General features: G+C 40.8%; 29 protein-coding genes. 10 read left to right on the top strand and 19 right to left on the bottom strand.

Annotated features, from left to right (window positions below; translation table 11 throughout):
• Positions 1-10: 10 nt before the first annotated feature.
• From VMUT_RS10790 to VMUT_RS10780, 3 genes are read left to right on the top strand one after another with little or no spacing between them, the layout of a single operon-like run.
• On the top strand, positions 11-490 hold the full coding sequence (locus VMUT_RS10790; protein WP_013605446.1) for a PaREP1 family protein: 480 nt from the start codon (positions 11-13) through the stop codon (positions 488-490).
• A gap of 40 nt (positions 491-530) precedes the next feature.
• The gene (locus tag VMUT_RS10785; protein WP_013605445.1) at positions 531-920 is read left to right on the top strand and encodes a hypothetical protein; all 390 of its coding nucleotides are present in this window, start codon (positions 531-533) and stop codon (positions 918-920) included.
• Positions 921-966: 46 nt separating this feature from the next.
• Positions 967-2,421 (top strand): ribonuclease FAU-1 family protein, encoded by a 1,455-nt coding sequence (locus VMUT_RS10780; protein WP_013605444.1) that lies wholly within the window; start codon positions 967-969, stop codon positions 2,419-2,421.
• 8 nt (positions 2,422-2,429) lie between these two features.
• Here the strand turns inward: VMUT_RS10780 and VMUT_RS10775 are convergent, their stop codons facing one another.
• From VMUT_RS10775 to VMUT_RS10720, 12 genes are all read right to left on the bottom strand, one after another.
• Positions 2,430-3,110 (bottom strand): translation initiation factor IF-6, encoded by a 681-nt coding sequence (locus VMUT_RS10775; RefSeq protein ID WP_013605443.1) that lies wholly within the window; start codon positions 3,108-3,110, stop codon positions 2,430-2,432.
• A 34-nt stretch (positions 3,111-3,144) separates the two neighbouring features.
• Entirely contained in the window at positions 3,145-4,188 is a 1,044-nt protein-coding gene (locus tag VMUT_RS10770) for an energy-coupling factor transporter transmembrane component T family protein (protein ID WP_013605442.1), read from the bottom strand.
• The gene (locus tag VMUT_RS10765; protein WP_013605441.1) at positions 4,178-5,839 is read right to left on the bottom strand and encodes an ABC transporter ATP-binding protein; all 1,662 of its coding nucleotides are present in this window, start codon (positions 5,837-5,839) and stop codon (positions 4,178-4,180) included. The genes VMUT_RS10770 and VMUT_RS10765 overlap by 11 nt, the downstream gene beginning before the upstream one ends.
• 8 nt (positions 5,840-5,847) lie before the next feature.
• The gene (locus tag VMUT_RS10760) at positions 5,848-6,621 is read right to left on the bottom strand and encodes a hypothetical protein (protein ID WP_013605440.1); all 774 of its coding nucleotides are present in this window, start codon (positions 6,619-6,621) and stop codon (positions 5,848-5,850) included.
• A gap of 157 nt (positions 6,622-6,778) precedes the next feature.
• The gene (locus VMUT_RS10755; protein ID WP_148224752.1) at positions 6,779-8,329 is read right to left on the bottom strand and encodes a radical SAM protein; all 1,551 of its coding nucleotides are present in this window, start codon (positions 8,327-8,329) and stop codon (positions 6,779-6,781) included.
• 5 nt (positions 8,330-8,334) lie between these two features.
• On the bottom strand, positions 8,335-9,015 hold the full coding sequence (locus tag VMUT_RS10750) for a hypothetical protein (RefSeq protein ID WP_083805501.1): 681 nt from the start codon (positions 9,013-9,015) through the stop codon (positions 8,335-8,337).
• A 57-nt stretch (positions 9,016-9,072) separates the two neighbouring features.
• Complete coding sequence (locus VMUT_RS10745; protein WP_013605437.1) at positions 9,073-9,891, bottom strand: tRNA pseudouridine synthase A; 819 nt, start codon at positions 9,889-9,891, stop codon at positions 9,073-9,075.
• 46 nt (positions 9,892-9,937) lie between these two features.
• Positions 9,938-10,177, bottom strand: a complete 240-nt coding sequence (locus tag VMUT_RS10740) for a sulfurtransferase TusA family protein (RefSeq protein WP_048057044.1) — start codon at positions 10,175-10,177, stop codon at positions 9,938-9,940.
• A 113-nt stretch (positions 10,178-10,290) separates the two neighbouring features.
• A complete protein-coding gene (locus tag VMUT_RS10735; protein ID WP_048057302.1) occupies positions 10,291-12,027 on the bottom strand; it encodes a SelD-related putative sulfur metabolism protein in 1,737 nt (578 codons plus the stop codon).
• Between the two features lie 5 nt (positions 12,028-12,032).
• Complete coding sequence (locus tag VMUT_RS10730) at positions 12,033-12,269, bottom strand: sulfurtransferase TusA family protein (protein WP_048057301.1); 237 nt, start codon at positions 12,267-12,269, stop codon at positions 12,033-12,035.
• A 104-nt stretch (positions 12,270-12,373) separates the two neighbouring features.
• Positions 12,374-12,808 (bottom strand): DsrE family protein, encoded by a 435-nt coding sequence (locus tag VMUT_RS10725; protein ID WP_013605433.1) that lies wholly within the window; start codon positions 12,806-12,808, stop codon positions 12,374-12,376.
• A gap of 92 nt (positions 12,809-12,900) precedes the next feature.
• The gene (locus VMUT_RS10720; RefSeq protein ID WP_013605432.1) at positions 12,901-13,740 is read right to left on the bottom strand and encodes an aldo/keto reductase; all 840 of its coding nucleotides are present in this window, start codon (positions 13,738-13,740) and stop codon (positions 12,901-12,903) included.
• A 190-nt stretch (positions 13,741-13,930) separates the two neighbouring features.
• On the opposite strand from VMUT_RS10720, the gene VMUT_RS10715 reads away from it, so the two are divergent.
• Positions 13,931-14,332 carry an Sjogren's syndrome/scleroderma autoantigen 1 family protein gene (locus VMUT_RS10715; RefSeq protein ID WP_013605431.1) on the top strand — a complete coding sequence of 134 codons (402 nt, stop codon included), beginning with the start codon at positions 13,931-13,933 and terminating at the stop codon, positions 14,330-14,332.
• Here the strand turns inward: VMUT_RS10715 and VMUT_RS10710 are convergent.
• Positions 14,313-15,365 (bottom strand): pelota family protein, encoded by a 1,053-nt coding sequence (locus VMUT_RS10710; RefSeq protein WP_013605430.1) that lies wholly within the window; start codon positions 15,363-15,365, stop codon positions 14,313-14,315. The genes VMUT_RS10715 and VMUT_RS10710 overlap by 20 nt on opposite strands.
• 303 nt (positions 15,366-15,668) lie before the next feature.
• On the opposite strand from VMUT_RS10710, the gene VMUT_RS10705 reads away from it, so the two are divergent.
• The 3 genes from VMUT_RS10705 to VMUT_RS10695 all read left to right on the top strand — a co-directional run bounded on the left by VMUT_RS10705 (position 15,669) and on the right by VMUT_RS10695 (position 18,163).
• Positions 15,669-16,916, top strand: coding sequence for an MFS transporter (locus tag VMUT_RS10705; RefSeq protein ID WP_237699653.1), 1,248 nt, complete (start codon positions 15,669-15,671; stop codon positions 16,914-16,916).
• On the top strand, positions 16,864-17,808 hold the full coding sequence (locus VMUT_RS10700; RefSeq protein WP_237699652.1) for a carbohydrate kinase family protein: 945 nt from the start codon (positions 16,864-16,866) through the stop codon (positions 17,806-17,808). The genes VMUT_RS10705 and VMUT_RS10700 overlap by 53 nt, the downstream gene beginning before the upstream one ends.
• Before the next feature lie 127 nt (positions 17,809-17,935).
• Positions 17,936-18,163 (top strand): CDGSH iron-sulfur domain-containing protein, encoded by a 228-nt coding sequence (locus VMUT_RS10695; RefSeq protein ID WP_048057042.1) that lies wholly within the window; start codon positions 17,936-17,938, stop codon positions 18,161-18,163.
• 32 nt (positions 18,164-18,195) lie between these two features.
• Here the strand turns inward: VMUT_RS10695 and VMUT_RS10690 are convergent, their stop codons facing one another.
• Positions 18,196-18,528, bottom strand: a complete 333-nt coding sequence (locus VMUT_RS10690; RefSeq protein WP_013605426.1) for a hypothetical protein — start codon at positions 18,526-18,528, stop codon at positions 18,196-18,198.
• 125 nt (positions 18,529-18,653) lie between these two features.
• On the opposite strand from VMUT_RS10690, the gene VMUT_RS10685 reads away from it, so the two are divergent.
• Positions 18,654-19,907 (top strand): MFS transporter, encoded by a 1,254-nt coding sequence (locus VMUT_RS10685; protein WP_013605425.1) that lies wholly within the window; start codon positions 18,654-18,656, stop codon positions 19,905-19,907.
• 7 nt (positions 19,908-19,914) lie between these two features.
• Here the strand turns inward: VMUT_RS10685 and VMUT_RS10680 are convergent, their stop codons facing one another.
• Complete coding sequence (locus VMUT_RS10680) at positions 19,915-20,994, bottom strand: AAA family ATPase (protein WP_013605424.1); 1,080 nt, start codon at positions 20,992-20,994, stop codon at positions 19,915-19,917.
• 92 nt (positions 20,995-21,086) lie between these two features.
• Here VMUT_RS10680 and VMUT_RS10675 point away from each other — a divergent pair, with 92 nt between their 5' ends.
• A complete protein-coding gene (locus tag VMUT_RS10675; RefSeq protein ID WP_013605423.1) occupies positions 21,087-21,644 on the top strand; it encodes an ADP-ribose-binding protein in 558 nt (185 codons plus the stop codon).
• Positions 21,645-21,782: 138 nt separating this feature from the next.
• Entirely contained in the window at positions 21,783-22,313 is a 531-nt protein-coding gene (locus tag VMUT_RS10670) for a hypothetical protein (protein WP_013605422.1), read from the top strand.
• A 28-nt stretch (positions 22,314-22,341) separates the two neighbouring features.
• Here VMUT_RS10670 and VMUT_RS10665 read toward each other — a convergent pair whose 3' ends face one another.
• The 4 genes from VMUT_RS10665 to rpoA2 all read right to left on the bottom strand — a co-directional run bounded on the left by VMUT_RS10665 (position 22,342) and on the right by rpoA2 (position 24,819).
• On the bottom strand, positions 22,342-22,785 hold the full coding sequence (locus VMUT_RS10665; protein WP_048057299.1) for a 30S ribosomal protein S12: 444 nt from the start codon (positions 22,783-22,785) through the stop codon (positions 22,342-22,344).
• A gap of 44 nt (positions 22,786-22,829) precedes the next feature.
• Positions 22,830-23,282: a NusA-like transcription termination signal-binding factor gene (locus VMUT_RS10660; RefSeq protein ID WP_013605420.1), complete on the bottom strand. Its 453-nt coding sequence runs from the start codon at positions 23,280-23,282 to the stop codon at positions 22,830-22,832.
• Positions 23,283-23,287: 5 nt separating this feature from the next.
• On the bottom strand, positions 23,288-23,599 hold the full coding sequence (locus tag VMUT_RS10655; protein WP_013605419.1) for a 50S ribosomal protein L30e: 312 nt from the start codon (positions 23,597-23,599) through the stop codon (positions 23,288-23,290).
• A gap of 62 nt (positions 23,600-23,661) precedes the next feature.
• Positions 23,662-24,819 (bottom strand): DNA-directed RNA polymerase subunit A'', encoded by a 1,158-nt coding sequence (rpoA2, locus tag VMUT_RS10650; protein WP_048057298.1) that lies wholly within the window; start codon positions 24,817-24,819, stop codon positions 23,662-23,664.

Here is a 24,819-nt window from a genome sequence, read left to right as displayed (position 1 = left end):
AATGTAAATCGTGGAAATACCAAAGTTGATAATCGACGAGGCTGAGAGAAAGGGAATAGACATAGTGGACTTAATAGCCAAGGCACTATCACTTGACCCATCAACAACAAGTAAAGCTCACCTTGAACTTGCCGAGAAATTCCTAAATGAGGGTAGGGAACTCATTAGCAAGGATCCTGTGCAGGCCAGCGAGAAGCTTTACAAGGCCGCTGAGGAGGCCATTAAGGCAATAGCCATAACCCTAGGCCTAGATGAGGCAAAGAAAGCCTCTGAGATTGGTAGGTGGACGGCACAGCTATTATTTGATGCAGTGGATAATACTGCCGATAGGCTTAGCAGAAGGGAGGTTAGGTGGTGGTGGGGACGAGCATGGTTTTTGCACGTTGAGGGATTTCATGAGGCAAGGTTAAGGTCTGACCAGGTCAGGAGGGACTTACCCGACATCGAGGCTCTTGTAAACCTTGCAAAGAGTATTTCGGGAACCAGTTAATGGGAAACATTTAATTAAGTATTGTTCATTACTTTAGTATATGAGTAGTCAAGGGTTTAATTGCGGTAATGCCGTAATGAGTAGGAGGTTTATGATTGTTTACCTAGTCGTTGCTGTGTTCTTTTTAATTACGTGGATAATTAACACGACTAATTTCATAGGGTTGGTGGCCTTTTTAGTATTCCTAGTGTTTTCCTTTGTTGCCGTTAAGCCACCGAGGATACAAAGTGCTGAGGAGCGTAAATGGAGTAACATATTTAGTGTACTTATGGTTCTATTTTTCATAGTTTGCTTACCACTATCTGTTTACATGGCCGTTAGGCAGCCAGTCATTGGTTCAACGCTTATACTTGCATTCCCATTAGCAATCTCAGTGTTGTTTCTTGGCTTAATAATTGCCTCGTACATTAAGTATGGTATTTGCCGTTAAATTACATGGTCGTAAATTATTTTAGCCCTTGATAAGTCAATTTTCTGTGAGTAAATATAGCTATAGGGTTAGGATTAGGGGTAAATACGCGACTGCAATTAGTAAGTTAGCGCTTGATCTCGGTTATACCATTGCGCAAGCTTCTGACGTGATAATCAGTAGGTTTAGTATCAATGTTGATAATTCTGCGCCTGACGTTACGATTAAGGACTCCGAGAGGATCCCTGGAGCGTTAACGGTAATGGGTAAGTGCGGTGTGGTTAATGATGTCGTTAATAACCTGCTCAGGGTTGTTGAGAATGAAGCCTTAACTTGGAAGTCCGTTGTTCCGCTTCATAGAGTTATAATAGGTATTGTTAATGTTAGTAATGGTAATTACCTTGTCGATATTGGCAATGGCATTAAGGCCGTGCTTAGAGCGCCAGGTAATGCATATAATGATGGTGATGTGATTCCAATAATCATAAGTAAAACGAGGGTTTACCCAAGCGATGAACTTGTTGCAATGCCTGGTATTAGGGTCGATACGGAGTATGTCTCGATAGTCCCGGGTAGTGGTACAGTATTATTTAGTAGGCATATCAGGGAGTATGAGGCTAGGCAAGTGCTTCTTAAGGTTGGTCTTAAGTATGTCAGTAAATTAAGTGGATATAGCATTAAGTGGAGAAGTAGTGCCCAATTCCTAACTGAGAATGAGGCTGCTAGAGAGGCTGAAAGAGCATTGAGTATATTCAATGAGGTAAATGCTGCAAGTAGGTCATCCTCACCATACACTGTGCTTCAGGATGGCGAGTGTATTACTGAGATCATGCTTAATGGCAGGGCTAAACTCCTGCTTGATAATGTTAGGAACAACGTCATGCCAACAATAATGGGACATCACACATATAAGACACTGAGAAGACGCACTACATTACTCGATTTCGTTGAGTCATTCCTTAGTCATTGTAATGATAGGGCTGGGTTTAGTGCGGAGTTCATGAGGCAGTTGATGAGTAGAAGGCATAGGGTTGGTATTATGCATATTAAGCCTAGTGGTGAGGTTATTAGGCTTGGTATTGCTGATGCACTTAAGCTTGAGCCTGGTGATATTGTTTTATTGCGTAGGTTGAGGGGTGGTGGCTATCTTGATGGCCTTGGGCTCCCTAAGGAGGAGGGTGATATTGCAATAACCTGTTCATCAGTGGGTAGTGAGTACCTAGTTCATGTTTATGCAGATCGTTCCTTGAGACCTAAGGGCATTTATGTGAATATTAATACGCCTATTGAGTACACAGGAGGTAATGTACTTTATATTGACCTTGTGGTTGATATTGTTAAGAGATGGGATTCTAATGAGGCCAGGGTTATTGACTATGATGAGTACATATCATATGTAAGTATGGGTGTAATACCAAGTAAGTTGCAGGTTAGGGTTGAGAAATTGATAAGTGAGTTATTGAGAAATATACATGGGTTTGGTGAGGAATGCATTAATAAGGCCAGGGAGTTAATTAGGTAATGCCATGGTCATGCACCGCCTAGTGCCTGCATAATCCTAACTATTTCAAAGCCCGTGGTATCACTACCCACTAGACCACCATTGTTATTAACGACAAGCCCACCCCTGAGGAAACTCCTACCCCTATTTACAGTACCTACATTAACTGGCAATCCGAAGTAATCCCTAATCTTCCTCTCATCCTCATCCCTAGCCTCAGGGCTTAGTAAAACACCTCTATCGTTTGCCACTGCTATTGAACCAACTAGGTAGGTTCCGCAGATCTCATCGATAATAACCTCCGTACCCAATGTATCCCTTATTAAATCAATATATTCCTTTTCAATGATTGGTGATACCACGGTCTTCCTACTATTCGTTAATACCAGGTTTGCAACTGCGGTATATCTCGTGCGTATTACTGAGACGTTAAGACCATTCTTTCTTAACTCATTTACCTCATCCTCAGTTACTATACTTGGTACTAATACACCATTGTCATTTCCAATCATGAATATACCTATCAATGGTGATTTTGCAAGTGATGATTTAATTACTGTTGTACCTAGCGTATCTCTTATTGAGTTAATTACCTTATCAGGAACATCCATGGGAACAATAGTTAAGGTATTATTTGTAAATATATATACACCTATTGTCGATGTCCCGTAAATACTTAATGGCGCCACCTCAAACCTACGCCTACTCATTCATCATAAATACTTAGCTCCATATTAATAACTATTATGGGTTGTATGGCACGGCACCCATGCCAGGAAGCCCAGAGATATAAATACCGGTAATTAGCAACACGATTAGTAATGCAAGTACTATATAATCAATCCTATTCATCCTAATGTCCTTGTAATACGTCCTCCTCCTATAAGCCCTAAATGCCCTTATGTCAGCTGCAATGGCTATCTGCCTGGCATCCCTGAGCGTTAGTATTACTATACCCACGAGCGCCATTATCACAATCTTAATTATGAATAATGATTCGCCAATAAATGCCACTGGATTCCTACTCCTAGGCCTGAAGTCAATCCCCCTAGCCCTCAGTGAGTTAAGAACTACCATGGAGTTCTCAAGCACCTTAGGTACAGAACTCACAGCGAGTAATAATGTGAATCCAAGTTCGATAGGCAAACCGCTTTTTTCGAGAGATCTGAGTATATCCGAAGGTGGAGTACTGAAGATGAGCAGTAGCCCAGAGGCTATTGCCGCCACGGCCCTAAACGTTATTTGTAAGCCATATATAATGCCCTCCCATGTTAAACCAACTGGATTATTAACGTAGCCAAGGTACGGTACATAGAATGTTCCAGTTCCCTGGGTTATGCCAAGCACCGAAAGTGATTGTGGAAATACGTATAGGAACGTTACATGGTGAAATATAATATGTAGGTATGAGTATGGGGCAAATATGGATTCAGTCCATGCAGTTCCTATAAATGAGGCCAGTATGAGGGGTAGCGCTACCCTGAGCTTCTCCCTAATATTGCTTAGTAATGCGTATAATGCCATGACGGCTATAAACATTATTGCTGATATCCACCAAATCGTTATTGCGGCAACAGTCGTAATTATTATCGAGAGCAGTATCTTAGTTCTGGGATCCATCCTATAAATTATTGATTTACCCTCAATAAACCTAAACAATGACATGTAGCCTTGAAAACCAATGAGCCTGAATATTAGGTAAACAACCAGTATCGGACCGTAAAGAAGTATTACTAATGTTATTATCCAATTAACAGCTGGGTTATACAGTAATTGGCTAAGCAACATTCGCTCTCACCCTCCTCATGCTGGCTGTTGGTTTACCGATACTTCGCGTAACCTCAAAAACCTGAGGCGGAGATATACCCCACTCAGGATGCTTATGTGACTCCTCAAAAACCTCCTCTGGCGTTCCGCTAAATGCCACAGTTCCATCATACATAACAAACGCCTTATCACTGTATTCCCCAACCTGTCTCATATTATGGGTAACCATGATTAGTGTCATACCTCTCTCCTCCTTTATTGTTAATATTAAGTCCATTAATGCAATACTCATTGCATTATCAAGGCCCCTTGTTGGTTCATCAAGAATCAAAATCCTAGGCTCGGCCACAAGGACAGAGGCAACACTAACAAGTCTTCTCTGTCCTACAGATAACTTATGTGGACTTTGATCAAGCAAATCACTAATATTCAGGTAATTAGTTATCCTCTTGATTCTATCCTCGGCCTCCTTACCACGAATATCTGCTAATTTAAGCGTAAACTCCAACTCACCCTTAACAGTACTTGAAAGAAGCATTTGATCAGGATCCTGAAATACATAGCCAATTAATCTAACCCTATCCTTACCGATTAACTTCGTGGAATCCCGTCCAAAGACTTGAATGTAACCAGTACTCGGTCTATAAATGCCCGCAAGTAAGTACATTAGTGTTGATTTACCACTACCATTAGGTCCTATAACACTTACGACTTCGCCATCACGTATTTCTAAATTAACACCCTTAAGAACCTCCTGTGTGCTGCCTGGGTATGTGAATCTCACGCTATTTACTGAAACAGCGATAGTAGTGTTATTATCGTCTTCACGCCTACTAATAATTTCCAACTTATTTGCCACTCCAATTTCAAGAAATTCCTCAACAGATATTGGATAGTAATCCGAGTTCTTATTGATCATCCTATATAGCGTGGTTACCTGCGGCTCCTCAATACCAAGCTTAGTTAGGTCCTTAGCCACAGCCTTATGTGGTTCATCATCAATGTATATGACTCCATCCTTAAGACCAATAATCCTATCAACCATGCCGATAACCCTTTCAACCCTATGCTCACTCATGATAATTGTAAGTCCCTCATCATTCAGTTTCTTAACAAGACCAAAGATCTGCTCGGCGCCAACGGAATCAAGCATTGATGTTGGTTCATCAAGAATCAAAATCCTAGGTTTAACAGCGAGAACGCCAGCAATAACGAGCCTCTGCTTCTCACCACCACTTAGAAGGAATGTTGGGTGCTTCATCTTATGTGTAAGATTGACCAATTTAAGGGATTCAATAACTCTTCTTCTCATTTCCTCAGGCTCAATAGCTCTATTCTCGAGTCCAAAAGCCACGTCATCATCAACAATCAATGAGAAAATTTGACTTTCGGGTATTTGATATACAGTGCCAACTATTGTAGCCATCTCATGGACGGGGGTTTTTCTTGGATCATGATTAGCCACATTAACTGAACCCCTAACGGTCGCACTTATTATGTTTGGTATAACACCATTTATTACGTTAAGCAACGTGGATTTCCCAGAGCCTGTTCTACCAACAAGGAGCACGAATTCACCTTCCTCAATTTCAAGTGATAAGCCCCTAAGAACGGGTTTATCGGAACCAAAATAACGAACAAAGAGGTTATTGATTTTAATGATTTTTGCCATACATCCCCCTAGGTCAGTACCTTCTTAATGTAGTAAATGAATGGGGCAACCACGAGACCAAGTACAATACCGGCACCTATGCTGGCTACGGTTGTTATGAACCAAAAACTTGGTGTATACGAGATTCCAAGTACGAATGGTCCCCAGAAACCTCTCCACCAGAACGGGTATGCTATTGATATAGTGATACCACCCAATACGGCATCAATAATGAACAACGCCTTAGCAGGTTTCAACTCTTCCTCTAACTCCTCACTAGCTACAGATTCACTATCACCCGTCTTAGAACCAATTGCACCCTTAAAAACGCCTCTAAACGGCATCATGTAATACCTACCCCTATATATTAACCATAGATCAATTATTGCGGCATACGACGTAACCTCATAAAGGAACCAGAATGGTTCACCGCCGAAGCCATAATGAATAATATCAGAAAGAAGAGTGTAAATGAACATTGTTAATCCTGCAGAACCAGGTTTACCAACTAGGGCTGCCGCCAACATTACCAGGAACATCTCGCCAATGATTGGGTAATAGAAGTATGTTGTTACTGTACCAACCTTAGGTATTAATGGTGATATAAAGAAGTTATAGACGATAAGTAATGCAGCTATTAATGCTACGTAAACGAAGTCAATGGTCTTGAAATTACCGAAGGGTCTACCCTCCTTTGGTCTCCAGGCCCATGCGAGTAATGCGAAATAGAGCAGTATCCATATGAGTATGACGTACCAGGGTATTATTGTGTTCAGATTAAAGTGCACACCATTCCAGGTCATATGTTCACCACAGTGGCGCTAATGATTTAATTTAAAAGATTTACGTAAATAAAGTAACTATATTATTTAAAATTAAATATACTATTTAAACCTAGTTATATATTATAATTATTATTTGATTTATCTTGAAGCTATTTCAATTTTAAATAATATTATTTTAATTAATTGAAATACTGATATTAACTTCCTTAAGGTACCTAAGTAATAATACCTTGAGACTCTGTTCTTCAATACCTGGAATCCTTATGTGACTCCAGGGCAACTCACTATTAAGTGGCTTCCATGAATATACATACTTATTAAGTAAATTCTCATATTTCCTAAGTAGTCTCCTCCAGGAACCCCTATCGAGCCCTGTTAATGAAGCCTCAAATACCAGGTCACCAACATCCCTATCCCCAAGCGATAATAAAGCCTGAACCTTAGCATCAAGTATATTATATGTTGAGAATTCAATGTATGTTCGTAAATCCTCCAAAACCTTAACCCTACTATTAATCACATCATCACTAGCCATTGGCAGCCACTGTAATGGGGTATGTGGCTTAGGTATCCATGGATTAACCGAGAGAGAATATTTAATACCAAGTCTCTTAAGTCTTAGTAGTAAGTTTATTATTGATTCCACATCATCATTAGTTTCACCAGGTAATCCAACCATGAAGTAAAGCTTCATGTGATCAATACCCGCATTCATCGCACTTATAACGATGCTAGCAATATCATCATCAGAGAAACCTTTACCTAATGCCCTCCTTAATCTCTCACTTGACTCAGGAGCTATAGTAAGGACTTTTTGGCCGCCCCTTACAATTAACTTAATCGTATCTTCATCTAGAGAATCAACACGTAGGGAAGGAACTGACACGCTCAACCCTAGGTTATTCACAAGAAAATCCATTAAGTCCTTAAAGCCTGGATGATCAGTTACGGAAAGCCCCATTAGTGATACTCCGTTAATTATTTTCTTATCTTTATTAGCATCTCTAAGCACTATATTCTTAATTGAATTGATGTTAGCATACCTAACAGGTCTTCCAATGAAACCCTCCATACAGAATAGGCAACCTCTCGGGCAACCTCTCATAACCTCAAGTATTGCTGAATGACTGAATACTGATTTAACATTACTGAGGCCTAGTTCAATTGCAGTATCATGAATTAATTTTATGGAATATGATAAGTCCTTAGCAAACGCCTTACTTACAATATGCTTACCAAGTGATGGAATGTAAAAACCAGTTAGATTTACATATTCTTCAATATCCTTACCGTATTCCATGTAATGCTCCATGAACTTGGGAATTAAGACCTCAGCATCACCAATAAGTATTATATCAGCGAAGGGCGCCATGGGTTCAGGGTTAGCTATTAGCGTTGGACCACCCATTACTATTAATGGATCATTAATACCTCTTTGAGAGCTATATGGGTTTATGCCACTAATCTCCATCATCTTTAGTATGCGTGGGTAATCAAGCTCATAATGCACAGAGAAGATAACCACATCAAAATCCTTAAGTGATTTTGTTATGGATTGTCCATTATTGCCTATGAATACGAAGTCTGCATATACATTAGGATACTCACTCAGTAATTTCCGGATTATATGCACTGATAATGATTGGAGCGCAACCCTTATGCTAGATGGATATGCAATGGCTACTTTAATCATTCCTTTCCTGTATGATTTATAGTAAGTGGTCATTATTGTTATTGTGCTCCCTGGTATGGTTGTGATGAGTTAATCTTAACCCTAAGAATTACGAGCGGTTGATTAGAATCCTTTACTTCCATTATTCTTCTTAATAATCTTAGGCGTATGCTCGTTATATCAGTAATTATTAGTTTTATAATTCCATCCTTTCCATACTCATTAACAAGATCATTAAGCGTCGTCCTTAATATAAAATCAGAAACTACATCAAGGCTGCAAACCTCGTTCTGCCTTATTAGTTCGATCACAATCTCTCTACGTAACTTCTCGATTAGTTTCTTCGGAATATTCTTAAGAATACTATCAACATTAGCCATTAAGCTCGTATTATCATCAGAATTCACCTGCTCACTCTCACTGAATACTAACTTAACCCTCTGTCTCCACTTAACCACCCACCAACTAAACCATTCATCAACAATCTTCGTAATGGAATCCTCATCCCTTAAAATCCTCTTACATAATTCAAAGGATGCATTTTCACTATCTAGGTTAAGCAATCCGAACTTATATAATAGATAATATCTTAGATCTTGATAAGCATAGCTCGTAAGGAAATCCTGCTCGTTAGTATCTAGGTCCCAGGATAGGGAATTAATCCGTTGTTGAATCATGGAGACTAGCTTACGTTCACCAAAACCCTCCTTACAGGCCATTTCAATGTCGAAATATGCCACAAAACTCCCGTTTACTATTATTTTATTTATTATTTAAACATTTGGTCCATGTTATGTTTAAATATGAATAAATAATTTATTTATATCCATAAATTCATGAAGAATTTTTAAAATAACAAATGAATTCGATAATGAATTATGCCACCTATTAACTAGATAATTAATTGCGTATGAGACACCATCATCATGTAAGATCCACTTTGGTTCTTTAGCACCATAACTAACACTTAGTAATAATAGTCCATAAGGTGATGCAGGAGGTATTGGTCTCCTAACCCTTAACTCTATTAAATCCCTTAGCTCATCCAGTGTTAAGTTGCTTATGCCAACCATCCTAATTGCATTAACAATCTTCCTAATCATTTTATTCCTAAATCCCTTACCAACAATAGTAAAAACCAGGTAATCACCAAGTCTCTCAACATTAACGCTACTTATCATTACCGTGGTCGGCACACCCCTCTCCTTAACCTGGAAATTAGACAGATCATGAACACCCACAAATAATTCCGTCGCCCTTCTCATTAGATCAACATCCTCGTAGAGCCAGGGCATTACATAAACGTACGTCCTAGACACAGCAGCCCTTGCGTGAAAATCATCACTAACCTCAGCCCAAGCCCACACCCTAATCCCATTCGGCAACCTGGAATTTAACATACCAGGCATCAACCTAATGCCGTCATCATATTTTATCGAAATTACATTACCAACGGCACTAACCCCTGGATCAGTCCTTGAGGCCTTACTTAACCCAAAGTCCTTAATGAAGTACCTAATGGCCCTCCTCAGATAATACTCAATGGAGTTAGTACCACCCGTAAATCCGCTAAATAATGATCCATCATAAAGCACCTTAAAGGCCATTGTTGGCATTGAATATACGTATTTACTGGGAATTAAAATCAGTGCTAATCATAGATTATTGAGTGCCTTTATGGAGCTTAATAACGACTATCCTATAATTACCATCATCCAACTGCACGGCCTCCCTAATCTCCACATTGAGAATCTTCAATATCCTCTGTATCATCATGAAGCATATGAAGTCGTCCGTTATTACCGTAAGTGTTGATCCTGCCTCAGCCTTATCCACCGCATTGGCGACGATTGTAACCGGCGTTGGACATTGAAAACCCCTAACATCAATAACACTGGTCATATTATTCACACATAATTAATGGCATGCATAAAAATGCTTACGCGTGTGCTGATTACTAACTGAGCCAATAAGTTTATAAGGCATGGTTCATGCATGACTGATCATCAGGTTAATTACCTTATTTCGAACTCGTTGAACTCCCCATAATATTGCTTAATCATGTAATTTATAGTCTGAACTGAACCAACAGGACTCGACCTAATCCACTCGATAAACGCCATCACATCCTCCTTACAACCCTCAGCAACTACTTCAACCGAGCCGTCTAGAAGGTTCCTCACATACCCGGTTAATCCAAGGGATAGAGCTTGCCTACGTAGTGTTGGTCTAAATCCAACACCCTGCACATTGCCAAGGACCCTCGCCTCAACCCTTACCTTCTCGCACCTGACTTGTTGCCTCCTTAGGCTTCTTAATACGTCGATGTTCATAGTGAGCTTCATTAATAATGATTTACTCGTTATATACCTTGTTATGTAATCTGGCACGAATAGCTTGCCAGACCCCCTGCCCATGACCTCGCCAATTACCATGGGTTGCACATCCTCAATGCCCCTCAAATTCCTAATCAACGAATCAATAACGTCCTTACTAGCCACGATTGCTATAGCTCCATTAGTACCCGCCGTGGCATCGGTGATTATGTAGTGTTCAGCAGCGAATTTCGCAATTTCAGGTGATATTAATGGTATGTTGTACAGAGCAACATCTACATTAGCCTGCTCAGCTAATTCCTTAAATACGAATATGCCGGGTCCCGATACGTCTACCGTGGCCGCTATATGCTCGTCCTCTCTAAACGCCTCGCCTATTTCAGGTAAGTACTTACTTATCACTCTGGCTATTTCGATGTTAGGTCTTGAGAGAGAGTCCATTATTTTAGTCTTCAATTTCTCAAGATCCTCAATACTCATAACATTACGTTCAAGCTCATCTATTATTGATTCATCAACGTGAGTCGTTAAATACGTAGATATTATGGAAAGCTCGCCAAATGACCTAGTGACGAGTATCTTAAAACCGGCCTTAATATTATCATAAAACATTGGTGGTTCCTTATCTAATGTACCAACCACGGTTGCGCCCATCAATAGATAGTTAACCCTTGGTTGTATAACATTAGCATTTAATTGAAAGTCCCACTTACTACTAAATTCCTTAAAGCTCCTCGTTAACTTCTCCCTTAAATCCTCAATTGGTGCATCGTAGACTGGGTATATCGTTATATCCCTATATACACCCTTTATGAATAAATCATTTAATGCATTGCTCACTGCGGTAGCCACCTGTCTATAACTACCTGGGTCTTCTGTCGGGTCAATTATCTGTATTGTATCATTATTAGCCAATAAGTACTCATTACCGCTCTTCGTACCTATGAAGTCGATAAGGGCAAACTCAGCCTTCTCCTTAGTCGAGACTATTGAGTGGCCCTTACCAATCCTAACCCGAACCGGCGAACTCCCTAACCTCCTATATAGGCTTATTATTGAACTTGCAAATTCCTTCGGTGATGACGCACGTGATTGGTGAACCTGCAATAGCAATAATGCCACTGATGGATTAATACTAATTAATTCATCCTTATTCACACCATTACCACTTATATCGTATATCCTCCTGACCAATGAGTAATCACCATTACTCCTTAGCACGGCTACATCCTCCCTTGGTTGTATCTCTATGTTCAACTTAGCTATCTCATTGTTAACAAGTGAGAGGGCTGGGTACAACGTATCGTATAGGTCAACCTTAACTGAACAACCAATGGCAAGGGATAGCAAGTTAATTCCAAGATTCAGGTATTTATCCAACCTTTCCCTAAACACACTTATTCTATCCTCCCTCATCTTAATCACCGTTTCCTAACCACAATCCTCCAGTAATTACCCTCCTGGTTAACCTCAAGAACCTCGTGACCAAGCTTCCTAACAGCCGCCGGAACGTTATCACAACTCGCTGGGTTATCAACGAGAACCTCTATTATCGAGTTCTCTTTCAACTCCTTAATAACCTTCAACGTAAAGACCTGTGGGTATGGACAGGCATAACCCCTGGCATCTAACATGTACCTATCATTACTTACTTTCATGAATTTCACGGCATTATACCAACGTAACGCTTTATATAGCCTTAAATCAGTGCTGTTTTTGCACAGTTTAACATTCATTTAAATTTAAATAAATTTATTTAAATTCAAAGCGAGACCGACTTATCACACCACTCAAGCAATTCAATGTATTTACCAATCATAACCAGTTCATCAACAATGTCAAGAAAACCACCTAAATTAACCTTAATACCTGCCAACTCAAAGGGCTGGGTACAGACATAGACCTTCACATTACCGATCTCTCTGGCCTGCCTAATCATCTCATGCCACTTGAAAAATTTACCGTTAATTACGGCATTGTTATAACCATTAATGACACCATTAATTAACATACCCAGCGAGGAATTACCCGCGTAGTTACCAATCTTATCTGCGTAATCCTTAAGGAAGACAAAGGATGCTGATTGGGTGGCATAAATGGCAACCTCATGCCCCATGCTCACTGCGCCAAGGGTTATTGTGCCTAATGTTAATAATCGATCCAACGTTGAGCCAGTGATTAGAATAAGCAACTTCATTATTAAAACCTGCCGCTAATAATAGCTTTATGAACTTTCTCCTATCTATGAGACTCACGTGGATTACGTGGTCCTTATCTCCTCAAAATTTATTATAAATTAATGTTCTCCAGTTTCTCAATCTCCTCCTGACTCAATCTCCAGCCCACGGCACCAAGGTTCTCCCTTACGTGATCAGGATTTGAGGCCCTGGGTATTGGGAATACATGTTCGTGCTTAGTGATTATCCAGTTAAGGGCTATCTGGGCAGGTGTCTTTGGTCCATGATTCTTACTAACCAGATCAATGATATCCCTTGGAATGCTCCTAATGAGTTTGCCATGGTCAAGTGGGTAGTAGGCTATTACGGCCATTCCGTTTTTCCTGGCGTAGGGTATTATATCCTTCTCGATAGCCCTATCCATTAGGCTATAGGGCATTTGTATGGAGGCTATTTCATACTTCTTAAGGGCGCCCTGCGCCTCGATTATTTGGTTGAGATTGAAGTTGCTTAGTCCAATGAACCTTATTAATCCGGTATCGACTAGGTACTCCATGGCCCTCATGGTCTCCGTGATTGGAATCCTCCTATTCGGGAAGTGTATTTGGTATAGGTCTACGTACTTAACACCGAGCCTTTCAAGGCTCCTCTTCGCAGCCTTTATAACGACGTCGTACTTCAAGTGCGTTGGCCAGACCTTAGTGGCTATGAACAAATCCTCCCTGTTGAAGTCCTTGATAGTCTCGCCAACCAATGGTTCCGAGCCGTAAATCTCCGCCGTATCTATAAAGTTAATTCCACCATCCAGACCAACCCTAAGGGCCTTGAGCTTCCTCTCGTAGCCAGGCCTTATCCCGAGCCTTGATAGTATTATCCAGCCTGGGTCGTAGTAAGTACCCATGCCCATTATGGATACCTTAATGCCGGTCTTACCAAATACTCTATACTCCACGGATGCCGCATGTAATTAGACTCTATTAACCTTATTCCTTAGTGCAGGTATGGTCAGGTACCCCAGGATCGATCACCAGTCACATGGCATGTCACTCATCACTTAACGAAGAACCTATTCAAGGTTTAAAATACTTAACTTGGGCATTGCTTCGTTGGGTTTATAAGCAGGTTGTGTTAGTTTAGGCATCGTGAATGTTAGTAGTAGGGATTTGGTTGCTAAGAAGATGGCTCAGTTGATTAGGGCTGGGGCGACGCTGACGAGTTATACATGCCCAGTCTGCGGAACACCATTGCTTAAGTTGAAGACTGGTGAGTATTACTGTGCTAATTGTGATAGACCCGTGGTAATTGTCAGGTCTGATGCTGAGGAAAAGGAGGTCATGATTAGGTACGGCCTTATGGACATTAGGAATACGCTATATGAAAGACTTGTTATGATAAATAATGAGCTTAAGGAGACCAAGGACATTGATAGAATAAATGAGCTTGTTAGATCAATGGTGCTAATCCTAGAGGCTTATGATAAGATAACGCAAATAATTAACCAGGAACCAACAAAGACTGAGGGAACTAAGTCTGAGAAGAAATAGGGAACCTCAATAGCGCAGTTATACCACCAATACTCCTCAATCTCTCACCGCTCTCAGTACTTGATGGTATTATCACTAGGTTAGCCCTAGTCCTTAATACCATGCTAATTAAATTCCTCATTTCATAACCTTTTTCCTTATACGTCTCATCAAGAACAATCAGGGTTTCCACAGCACCAAACTCAAGCGCCTTCCTAACCTCATCGACGCCCACAGCGACCAGTCCATTACCCATACCTAACCTACTAAATACTTCATCCACATACTCCTGTCCAAGACTTATATTCAGCTTCCTAAGAACATCAACACCAACCCTCTCAAACTCATAAATACCGGCTAAACCACCCTCACCCTGCTCATGATAAATAACCTGTATCCCCAACTTACCCAATTCCTCATTAATCACGTCCTTAGCCATTGAAAGTGTCATATGATTACCAACAACCACGATATGCGTAGGTCTCCTAACCTGTACCCACTGCTTAACCTGAGTAAGTGCGTTCCTAAGGGATCTCCTAAACCTATCAAGGGAGTCCTCACCCTCCTTACCACCACCTTGTATTGGTATTGTCCCAAGTAACTCCCTACCGAATCTACGAATGTGGGCAACCGCAACCTCCTCCATAGAGACCGAAACCAGCAATACACTTATTGATGCACCACTGAACATCTCCAGGACCTTATTAATGAATCCCCTATCAATATCGCTGGGCTTAACTAATCTATACTCAATTCCATAGGATAACTCCATTGTGTGGTGACTACCCTTGGCACCCTCAAACCACTCGGGAATTTCAATAAGCACACCTCTAACCCTAAGCGTACCTCTGAAAGCGTGGTACTCCAGGTTCTCAACCTTAAGACCAACGTAAATCCTAATCCTTTCACCCCTGGAACCTTCCCTACCTCTAAATTCCCTAACGGTCCAGCCATAAATAATATCACCAGGATCAATCAATAGGTAAATGACGTACAAATCATCCTCACTCTCAATAGTAAAATCAATCCAATTCCTATCAAGGTTTAACTTCACGATGAGTAGGTGAACCTATGCAATAAAACTCTTTATCTGCCCTGTCCCATGCATTTCCCTAGTCTTACTTTCCACAATTATCCTCAATGTAATACCCACATATTTACTATGCCATGGTAATTTTCACATATCAGACCTCCATCACCATGCTTTCTAAAAAACTTCCTGTACACAAAAAATCTTACTAAACCGCCAATCATCTGCGGAATCTGATCGTTGAGTAATAAAATATTGTGCCTATGTTTTCGATAGAGCCAATAATGGTGTTTTGGTATAGCTTATAAATAGGATAGTTATCCTATTATGATGATTGAGTCTGAGAAATGGAGTAGAATTCATACGTTAGTGTTTACTGTGTTTTCAATAAGTACTATGATTGAGGCTTACATATATTCCATAGCCTATATTGCCTCAAACTGGGTCTCAGTACCAAGGCCTTTAATAGCCTTACTATCAATATGGCCACCACTTTGGTTGTTACTGGGTGGCGCCTTGATGGGCCCTCTCTCAGATACCATTGGTAGGAAGAGGAGCCTTTACATATCATTAATAATGTACATAATTGGCTCCATGGGGTTGATATTCAGTATTAACTATGTGATTTTACTGATTTCCCTCGCAATATTAATGCTTGCAGTTGGTGGTGAGTATAATACCGTGATGATCTCAGCCCATGAGTACTTCCCAAGCGGAATCAGGAGTAGGATTGTTTACCTAATACTTAACTTCACTAACCTTGGTGGCGCCCTAGCAACTGCCTTGGTCTTAATCAACATATCATCCATGATTCTTCAAAAGCTCGCACTTGGATTAACAATACTCATAGTAATACCAATACTCTATCTACTTAGGTCATTAATCCCTGAATCACCATACTGGCTTAGGGCAAGGAGATTACCCTATGATAATTCCAGGTTTGATCTAATAAAGAATAGAAATAGTAATATCACAATAAGGTTACCATCATTAACAACTAGGATAGCCATAGGCGGTTTAATTGGCTGGTCATACACAACGGGCTTCACACTATTAGTACTGACCTTTGGACCGTATTACTTCCCAAACCTCACTAATTGGCTTATTTTTGCATTCTCAATATCATCACTCATTTCAGGAATCGCCATAGGTATGCTTGCTGATACCATTAGCAGAAAGTCATTGTTACTTCTCTCATCAATAGGATCCCTAATTACCTCAATGCTTATTTTACTACTAATAAGGAGTCTCATAAACGCCCAATACATCTTCTGGATACTATTCATACTATTCTCAATTCTCATAAATACATACTTCCTAACTGAAGATACACTGAAATCTGAGTATTGGGTAACTAGGCGTAGGGGTTCCTATACTGCGATTGTTAGGGTTATATCACTGGGCGGTTCCATACCCGTGATATTCCTATCATCCTACCTACCAGTAAGTTCATACTTAATATTGGCGGCCGTAATATTTAGTGTTGGATTCGCAGCATCCCTCACCTGGTACTTAATCGGTGTTGAGACTGGCAGGGGAATTAGCATTGGTGCGTGGGAGCATGGGAAACAATGAGTTTGATTTAGTCATTCTCTCTGACTGCGTATTGGACATTTATTATAGGGTTGGGGAATTACCTATTAAGGTAGGTGATGTTGCAGTATCAGATATAATCGCGTTATCGCCTGGCGGTGCATGCACAACGGCCTTAGTGACCCGTAAATTGGGCCTCAATGTCGCTGTTATTGATAAGGTTGGTGATGACCCATTCTCAGATATTCTCATTAAATACCTTAACGACAATGGTATACATACAGGCTTTATAAAGAGGGTGCATGGTTTTGTAACAATATCCAATAATATCATTACTAATAATGGACATGCATTCATGGGATACCTAGGTGTTGGCAGGGAATTAACCGTTGATGATATTGATGAGAACATCATTAAGAATTCAAGGGCTATATACATCAATGGTTTTTATGCCTCATTCACAGTAGGCATCGTTAATACATTTATTGAGACGATTAGAACTGCTCATAAACACTCAGTCCAGGTGTTTCTCGATGTAGGACCTGCCATTAATAATAGGGACTTAATAATCAGCCTAATTGGATTATCAAATACCGTCTTCATGAATGAGGATGAAATGAAGAGATTGTTCGGCGACCTGGAAAATCTGACTAATTTTACAGGTAGTACTGGTATTATTGCTATAGTGAAGTTGGGTAGTAGAGGCGCCGCCCTAGTACGTAATGGTAAAATTAAGTGGTGTAAGCCATACGACACAGGTAATATAGTGACTACGATTGGCGCCGGTGACACATTTAATGCAGCATACATTACTGGAATTATACGAGACCTGGACCCAGTTGAATCATGCAACCTAGGTAATAGGATAGCCTTCCTAAGAACTCAACACTTGACACCAATGGAACTCCCTGAAATTAGGGAAATCATTAAATGACGCACTATTTTCGTTAATAATTAGTAAAGAATTAGTATTAACTATGCTATTATTCAATGGTGACAATACATACTTTTTTCTGAACTTAGTAATAACCTTTTTAATAACGTAATCCGCACGTAGTACCGTGAGGATTATACTTCACACGGCAAAGGGACCCTACCAATATAAAACACCCAACGGTGAATCAGTTTGGATATGCATGTGCGGTTTAAGTGATACATACCCAATATGCAGTGGTAAGCATAAGCTCGTACGTGATGAAGAAGATAATAGGATCTATAGCTATGATCAAAATGGAAATAGATTAGGCATGGTAAATCTGGAGAATGTTGAGAGATTGAGGAGGGTTTGATAAAATCTCGGTAATTAGTATTCAATTTAAAATTAAAATACCAACACTTGATACCCATTGTTTATGTAATATGCCACCCTATCACCAGCAGGATGCAGCTTAATACCTATCTTCGTTAATTCCTGGTCTATCCTCTTGTTCTTTGCGTAATTAATGCATGCACTATCGATTACGCCAGCCCTTAGTAACTTCTCGAAGTTGTCTCTGGCAGGTCCTTCAAGTCTTATTAGTCTCTCTTGGGCGGGTCCCCAGAATACAACCTTGAAGTCCTCGTACCTATTTGTTCCCACTGTGTTCGCTGCCATTGTTAGTGCGAGGTCCATTTTTATGTCATCGCTCATTATTAGGAAGACTACCTTTGCCATTAGCTGCGGCTTAATGCTAGCATGTTTATGAGTATTTCGCGATTATTAATGATTAGTTGGCTTAATTTCATTACTTATTACTTAACGCGATTGGTTTAAAAGACATTAGGGTAACCCAAACGTTAATGATGCAGGAAGGAAAGGGCAGAGATAGGGCAACAATTCTTGGGCTAACATCGATCGGACACTTCATTAATGATGGAAATATGTGGTTAATACCCGGTATAATACTCCCAATACTTAGTCAGGTTGGTGTTAATTATGCAGTAATTGGATTATTATCGGCATTATACGCGGCAATATCTGCATTAGCAAGTCCATTGGTGCCCCTGAGTATTAAGTGGCTTGGTGGGCATATGAGGGCTATGGCACTCGGAATGTTCCTGTGGGCATTCGCCATTGGATTATCCTCAATAGGCTTCCTAATACACGATCTATTCCTAGTCTATATAGGTGTTGTATTGGCGGGAGTTGGTGCGGCTTACTACCATCCAATTGGAAGCGCGTTGCTATCCGCGACATATGGAGGAACGGCAGGCTCAGCACTAGGCATAAATGGTGCATTCGGTAGCTTAGGCAGAGCCCTTTATCCATTGATAGGTTCAGTGCTTATATTCACAGGTTCTGTAAGCGCTGCATATAATTTGTGGGTATTGGCATTCATAACATTAATTGTGGGTCTCTCAGTATTACTATACGGTATTTACAAGTTCGATGTCAAGGCATATAGGAGAGGCAATAATAAGGATGATCCACCTAATAATAAATCAACAATGCTTAGGGTATCAATAATGCTAATAATACTACTATTTGTAATAACGTTGCTAAGAAATACGGCTGGTCAGGGCATACAGACATTCCTAGGTATATACATAAATAAGGTACTCGGCGTAAAGCTCAGCGTAAGCTATGGAGAAATCCTATCAATACTACTCGCCTCAGCCATAATAGGCCAACCAATACTCGGCTGGTTAAGTGATAAGATTGGTAGGAGATTCATGGCATCGTTCTCCACATTTGCCTTTGCAATACTATTCATAGCCTTCATATACACGGGAAACCTTGTATTCGCCTTCTTCGCCATACTCTTCGTATTAAGCAACTTCCCACTGATAATGGCCGTCCTTGGCGACTTATTCCCAAGGGAGCAGGTTAGTTGGGCGACATCAATTGTTTGGAATGGCGCTGTTACCGGCGGTAATGTGCTTGGATCATTAATAACGGGTTTGCTGGCTCAATATTACGTGCCGATTTATGGTGAAGTCGGCGCTCTTGAACATGCATTGCTAATAGTGCTTATATTGGCGTTCATATCGGGAGCCCTATGGTCTGCCGTACCTAAACCGCCAAAACGCAGTAAAGTTCCTCTATTTGGATAAGTGATATTTAAAATGCCTTAGTTATCAAGGGATCACTTGGCCTGTAGATATCTCCCTCCTTAATCAGGAATGATGCATCCACTAGGTTCTGCAGTAACTCCGTTATTTTCTTATCATCGACGCGATAACCCTCCCTAGCCTCCAGTATTCTCTTGACATCGCTCCATCTACATCCACTCTTGCATAGGCCCATTATGGCGTAATAACGTTCCCTAGCCTCTTCCCTACCCCTCAGGAAATTTTCAAATTCCTGCCTAACAAGTTGCACAGCATACTCCAGTGTTCTTTTTATTGCCTCCTCATGATTATTGAATTGCAGATAATTAAAGCCGTAGTACGTTAACCAACCAGGTATGCCGCCTAACTCATCATATACGCTTTCAAGTACGCCATCATTTACGGAAATACCAACCTCTCTAAACCCGGTCTTAAGGAACTCAATTGATTGTTCCCTCGTAAATGGATTTACACGAACCTCAAACATAGCCCTCCCAAACAATGGCGAGTTCGGATCCTTAAGTCTTAAAAATCTATAAACCATGCCAATTTGAGACCCAGTAAATATGAAGCTTAATCTAAGATTATCATATGCATAAGCAAGCGGGTACAATATATTAAACCCCTTAAGCTTCCTAAGTTCCTGAGACTCATCAAACACTATCACAACTCTACGGCCTTCACGCTCGCCAATACTAGATAACCTATCAAATAAATCAGCAAGCTCAACTCTATCCCTACCCCAACTTAATCTAACCTCAAACCCAGATCCCGAGATAACTACTCCACGAATTCCACGTAATAATTCCCTTAGGAATTTCGGCCAAGTATTTAATGCCCTCTCAAATTCACTCAATAGATACTTATAGGTTATGTATGTATAACCCTCATACTTCCTCAGGTCAAGGTATATCCATATCACGTCTTTCATCTCATTCATAAGCACCTTAACTAATGACGACTTACCACTCCTTCTTATACCGAGCAATAAAATAACCGGGTAGTTAAGCCCAGCCTTGAGCCTATTTAATTCATCATCTCGATCGAATAGATCCTCCCTTCTTTCCTTAGGCTTTGGATCAAAGAGCACTGGCTACCTACCCAGTAACTGGGTAGGTAGCCAGTTATAAAGTTTACACCATTAATGCATATAAGGACGCTTTATCAGGCTAAATACTGCATATGTCCAGCTTTAGATTTCCCAATGGAGTTACTGTGGAACTAATTAAAGGTGATATAACAGAGATTGAGGCTGATGCTATCGTTAATGCTGCTAATTCGTACCTTGAGCACGGTGGTGGCGTTGCTGGAACCATCGTTAGGAAGGGTGGTTGGGTAATACAGGAGGAGTCCAGGGAATGGGTTAGGAAGTATGGTCCAGTTCCTGTGGGTGGAGTTGCTGTGACCAGTGCGGGTAGGTTGAAGGCTAAGTACGTGATACACGCCGTTGGTCCTAGATGTGATATTGAACCCATTGAGAAGCTCGATGACGCAGTCACAAACTCCCTTAGGAAGGCTGAGGAACTTAACCTAACGAGCATCGCCTTCCCAGCAATTAGCACAGGCATATTTGGATGTCCATATGAGGATGCGGCGAGGGTAATGGTACGAACAATTAGGAGGGAGTCGCCAGGCCTTAAGAACGTGAGGAGAATAATTATTTGCTTGTATGATGATGAGGCATTCAACGTATTCGATAGAGTATTTAGTGATGAATTAAGGGAGTATAAGGCGGGTTGAGTTGTCGTCAGTAAGGGGTGATGTCATCAATTTATCAGGCCGGAAACCTTTACATCACTTGACCATACCTAGACACTGCTCTTTAAATACTTATGTCGCGCAACTTTTATTAATTAGCGATCAATTCCTCTTTTTAATATGAAGACCTGGATACTAATAGCGCTGGCGTTTCTCACAGGTCTAAGTGGAATGGCTGTTGCAGCTAATATGAATGGCGTACTCGCCTACTTAAGCTATCACCTAATCCTACCACCACCTCCTATGTATAGCACCGTTGCTGCCTACATAAACCTCGGTAACCTGACGCCAGGAATGAGTGGTATGGCTAAATCCACGGCATATTTATACGTTAATTCCTCGGGCTACTTCAAGGTTGAGCTTCATCATGAGGACCTAGATGATGTATTTAGTAATTTCACTGCTGTTATAACCATTGGCAATCAAACGGTAGCACTAAATCTGCATAGGGATAAGTATACCATTTACTTAACGCCAGGTAATTACACAGTATCAATAACTGTTTATTACACGGTTAAGCCTAACCCTGAAGGACCCCCAAATGCTATTAATAAGCCATTAATAACAATAAAGCCTGTTGGTGAACATGAGGAGGAACATGAAGGTAATAACAATCAAGGTAATGATGATAACCAGGGATCTGAGGATTAAATTAATTAGTCCTAGATCTTAAGTCAAATTACCTAACGGGTTTCTGCTTCTTACCCTGCAATACAGCCTTTAAGCTAACGCCATTAACCATTATAACCCTAAACCTAACACCTGGCAGGTCTCCATAAGCCCTACCCTCAGGGCCGCCTATTCTTTCGATTATTACCTCATCATGCTCATTTATTATGTTCAACCCACCATCCCAAGGCACGAACGCCGTGACCACCTTACCATTCTTAGTTATTTGGACCCTGACGCATTTCCTCACGGCAGCATTTGGTTTCCTTGCTTCCACACCAACCTTCTCGAGAACTATTCCCCTGGCCATTGGTGCTCCCTCTAACGGGTCGAACTTCTTGGCTATGCCAAGCATCCTCCTTTTATAGTACGTGTCACTCCACCTAAATCTCTTCCTCTTCTCCTTCAATCCCCTAGCAGCGAACATGCCAAGCGGTGATTTTTTACCGGGCATTGCTATCACCGTTGATTTAAGTGCTTATTTACTTTTTCCTCACGTCACTGGCTTTGTTCCGGCGATACTATCTTTATTTTATCAATATCGAAGTACCGCTTAGCCAGTAGTTTAGCCCTATTAATGTTCCTTCCCTGCTTACCTATTGCTATTGCCTTGTCCTCATTATGTACTGTGGCTATGGCAATACTGCCATTGTTAGGAAGCTTTGTTATTTTTATTGAAAGTACCCTTGCTGGATATAGACTGTTCTTAATTAACTCCTCAGGCGTTTCTCCATACTCAACAACCTCGACATCCTTACCAGTCAATTCCTTTAGCTTTCTAATATTAATACCATTTTTACCAACCGCCAGTGGTGCGAAGTTCTTATCAACTATGAATATTATCCTATTATACTGGCTATCAATTACAGTATCCCTTGGTGTTATTCCAGTTATCTTTTCAAACAATGCCACGTATCTAATTTCCTCTTCTGTTAATCTAATGCTCGGCATGAATATCACCCAGTACGTTGCGCTACTAAAGCCAATATATTGCTTTCTCCTGGATCGATTATAGCTATTGTTGAGACCTTGAAGGGCTTTCTAACGGCTGCACCAAGGTCCCAGCTTGATCCCTGAAACACGTACACCGGCACATTTGACATTTTTGCATAGTACTGTACCGTATTCATCACCTCAGCAGGCGCATTTGAAGCAAGTATTACTAGCTTTGCTGATCCATCAATTACTGCCTTAAGTGATTCCCTATAACCAAGCATCACCTTACCCGTATTCAACGCGACTTGTAGTTCTCGTGAAATATCAATCATTCAAGACAGCCCTGAAAAAACCCTATTTAAACCTAATGCCAACGATAGGCTTAAGTATTATTTTACTCAAATTCCATTAGCAACTGAACAATACCAGTACCAATAGGTATATACTTACCAGCAAGAACACTCTCAACAACACCTCTGAAATTCTCCAACTCACCCTTAATCGAAGCCTCAACCAGATTCTTAACCGTAACCTCAAAGGCAGCCCTAGCTAACGGGCTCTCCTTCTCACCAACTACACCATGCCTACCAACCTGCCTAACCTTACCTGTCCAGGTCATTACGTCTGAAACAAGCATTAAATGCCTTAGATCCGTATCCAGACCTTGCTGATCAAGAACCTTCTTTAACTCTCTCATTATCACTGTCCTCGCTGCCTCAACACCCAACACCTCAGCAACCTCATGTATGTCATTGGATATTGTCCTCCTATAGTCAACACCATCTATCGTGAGAACGGCCTCAAGGTTAGTGCCCTCAGTCTCTATTATCCATTCACCATCTCTCTCACTGTATCTAACCAGTGACTTCTTCACATTCTTAATCCCAGCAAGTCTGGTCTGCATTACCTTATCCCTAATCCTCCTAAGCTTTATTATGTCGGCCTCCTCAAGCGTGATCCTTATTACGCTACCCTCAATCTCCACTTTAGCACCCTTACCCTTAATTCTCTCAACGACCTTCCTAACATCCTCCATACTCAAACCTCTCTGGCTAAGTTCGTTCTCATCAATCTCAATGGTTATTTGCGAATTGATGTAATCAACCTCAACACTCTTGGTGACATTTTCTATCGTTGTTAGCTGAATCTTATAGGCAACCTCCTGGGCCTTATTTGGATTATTCCTATGCTCTTCATCTAGGTATATCGTCATCATGGGTACTGACGGCTTTCTCCTGGCATCAACAAGCTCAATCATTCTTGGCAAACCAAGTGCCATTGAGAACTCCCTAAGCCCTGCGAAGTGGAATGACCTAAGAATCATCTGTGTACTTGGCTCACCAACTGACTGTGCAGTGACTATGCCGATCGCCTCGCCTGGATCGATTAACATTTTATAATACTCATTAATTAGGATCCTAATGAGATTAGCCAATTGCTCTCTAGTTATTTCCATGCTTGATAATTTATTTTTCAATTCATCAATGATCTTCGGAGGCAATACATTGGCTAATTGGGCTAATACATTGCTCACTTCCTCCTGGGAGACCAG

It is taken from the genome of Vulcanisaeta moutnovskia 768-28, from assembly GCF_000190315.1.
Classification (GTDB): Archaea; Thermoproteota; Thermoprotei; order Thermoproteales; family Thermocladiaceae; genus Vulcanisaeta; species Vulcanisaeta moutnovskia.
Note: the sequence above shows the minus strand (reverse complement) of the source record. Positions and strands in the feature narration are given on the sequence as shown.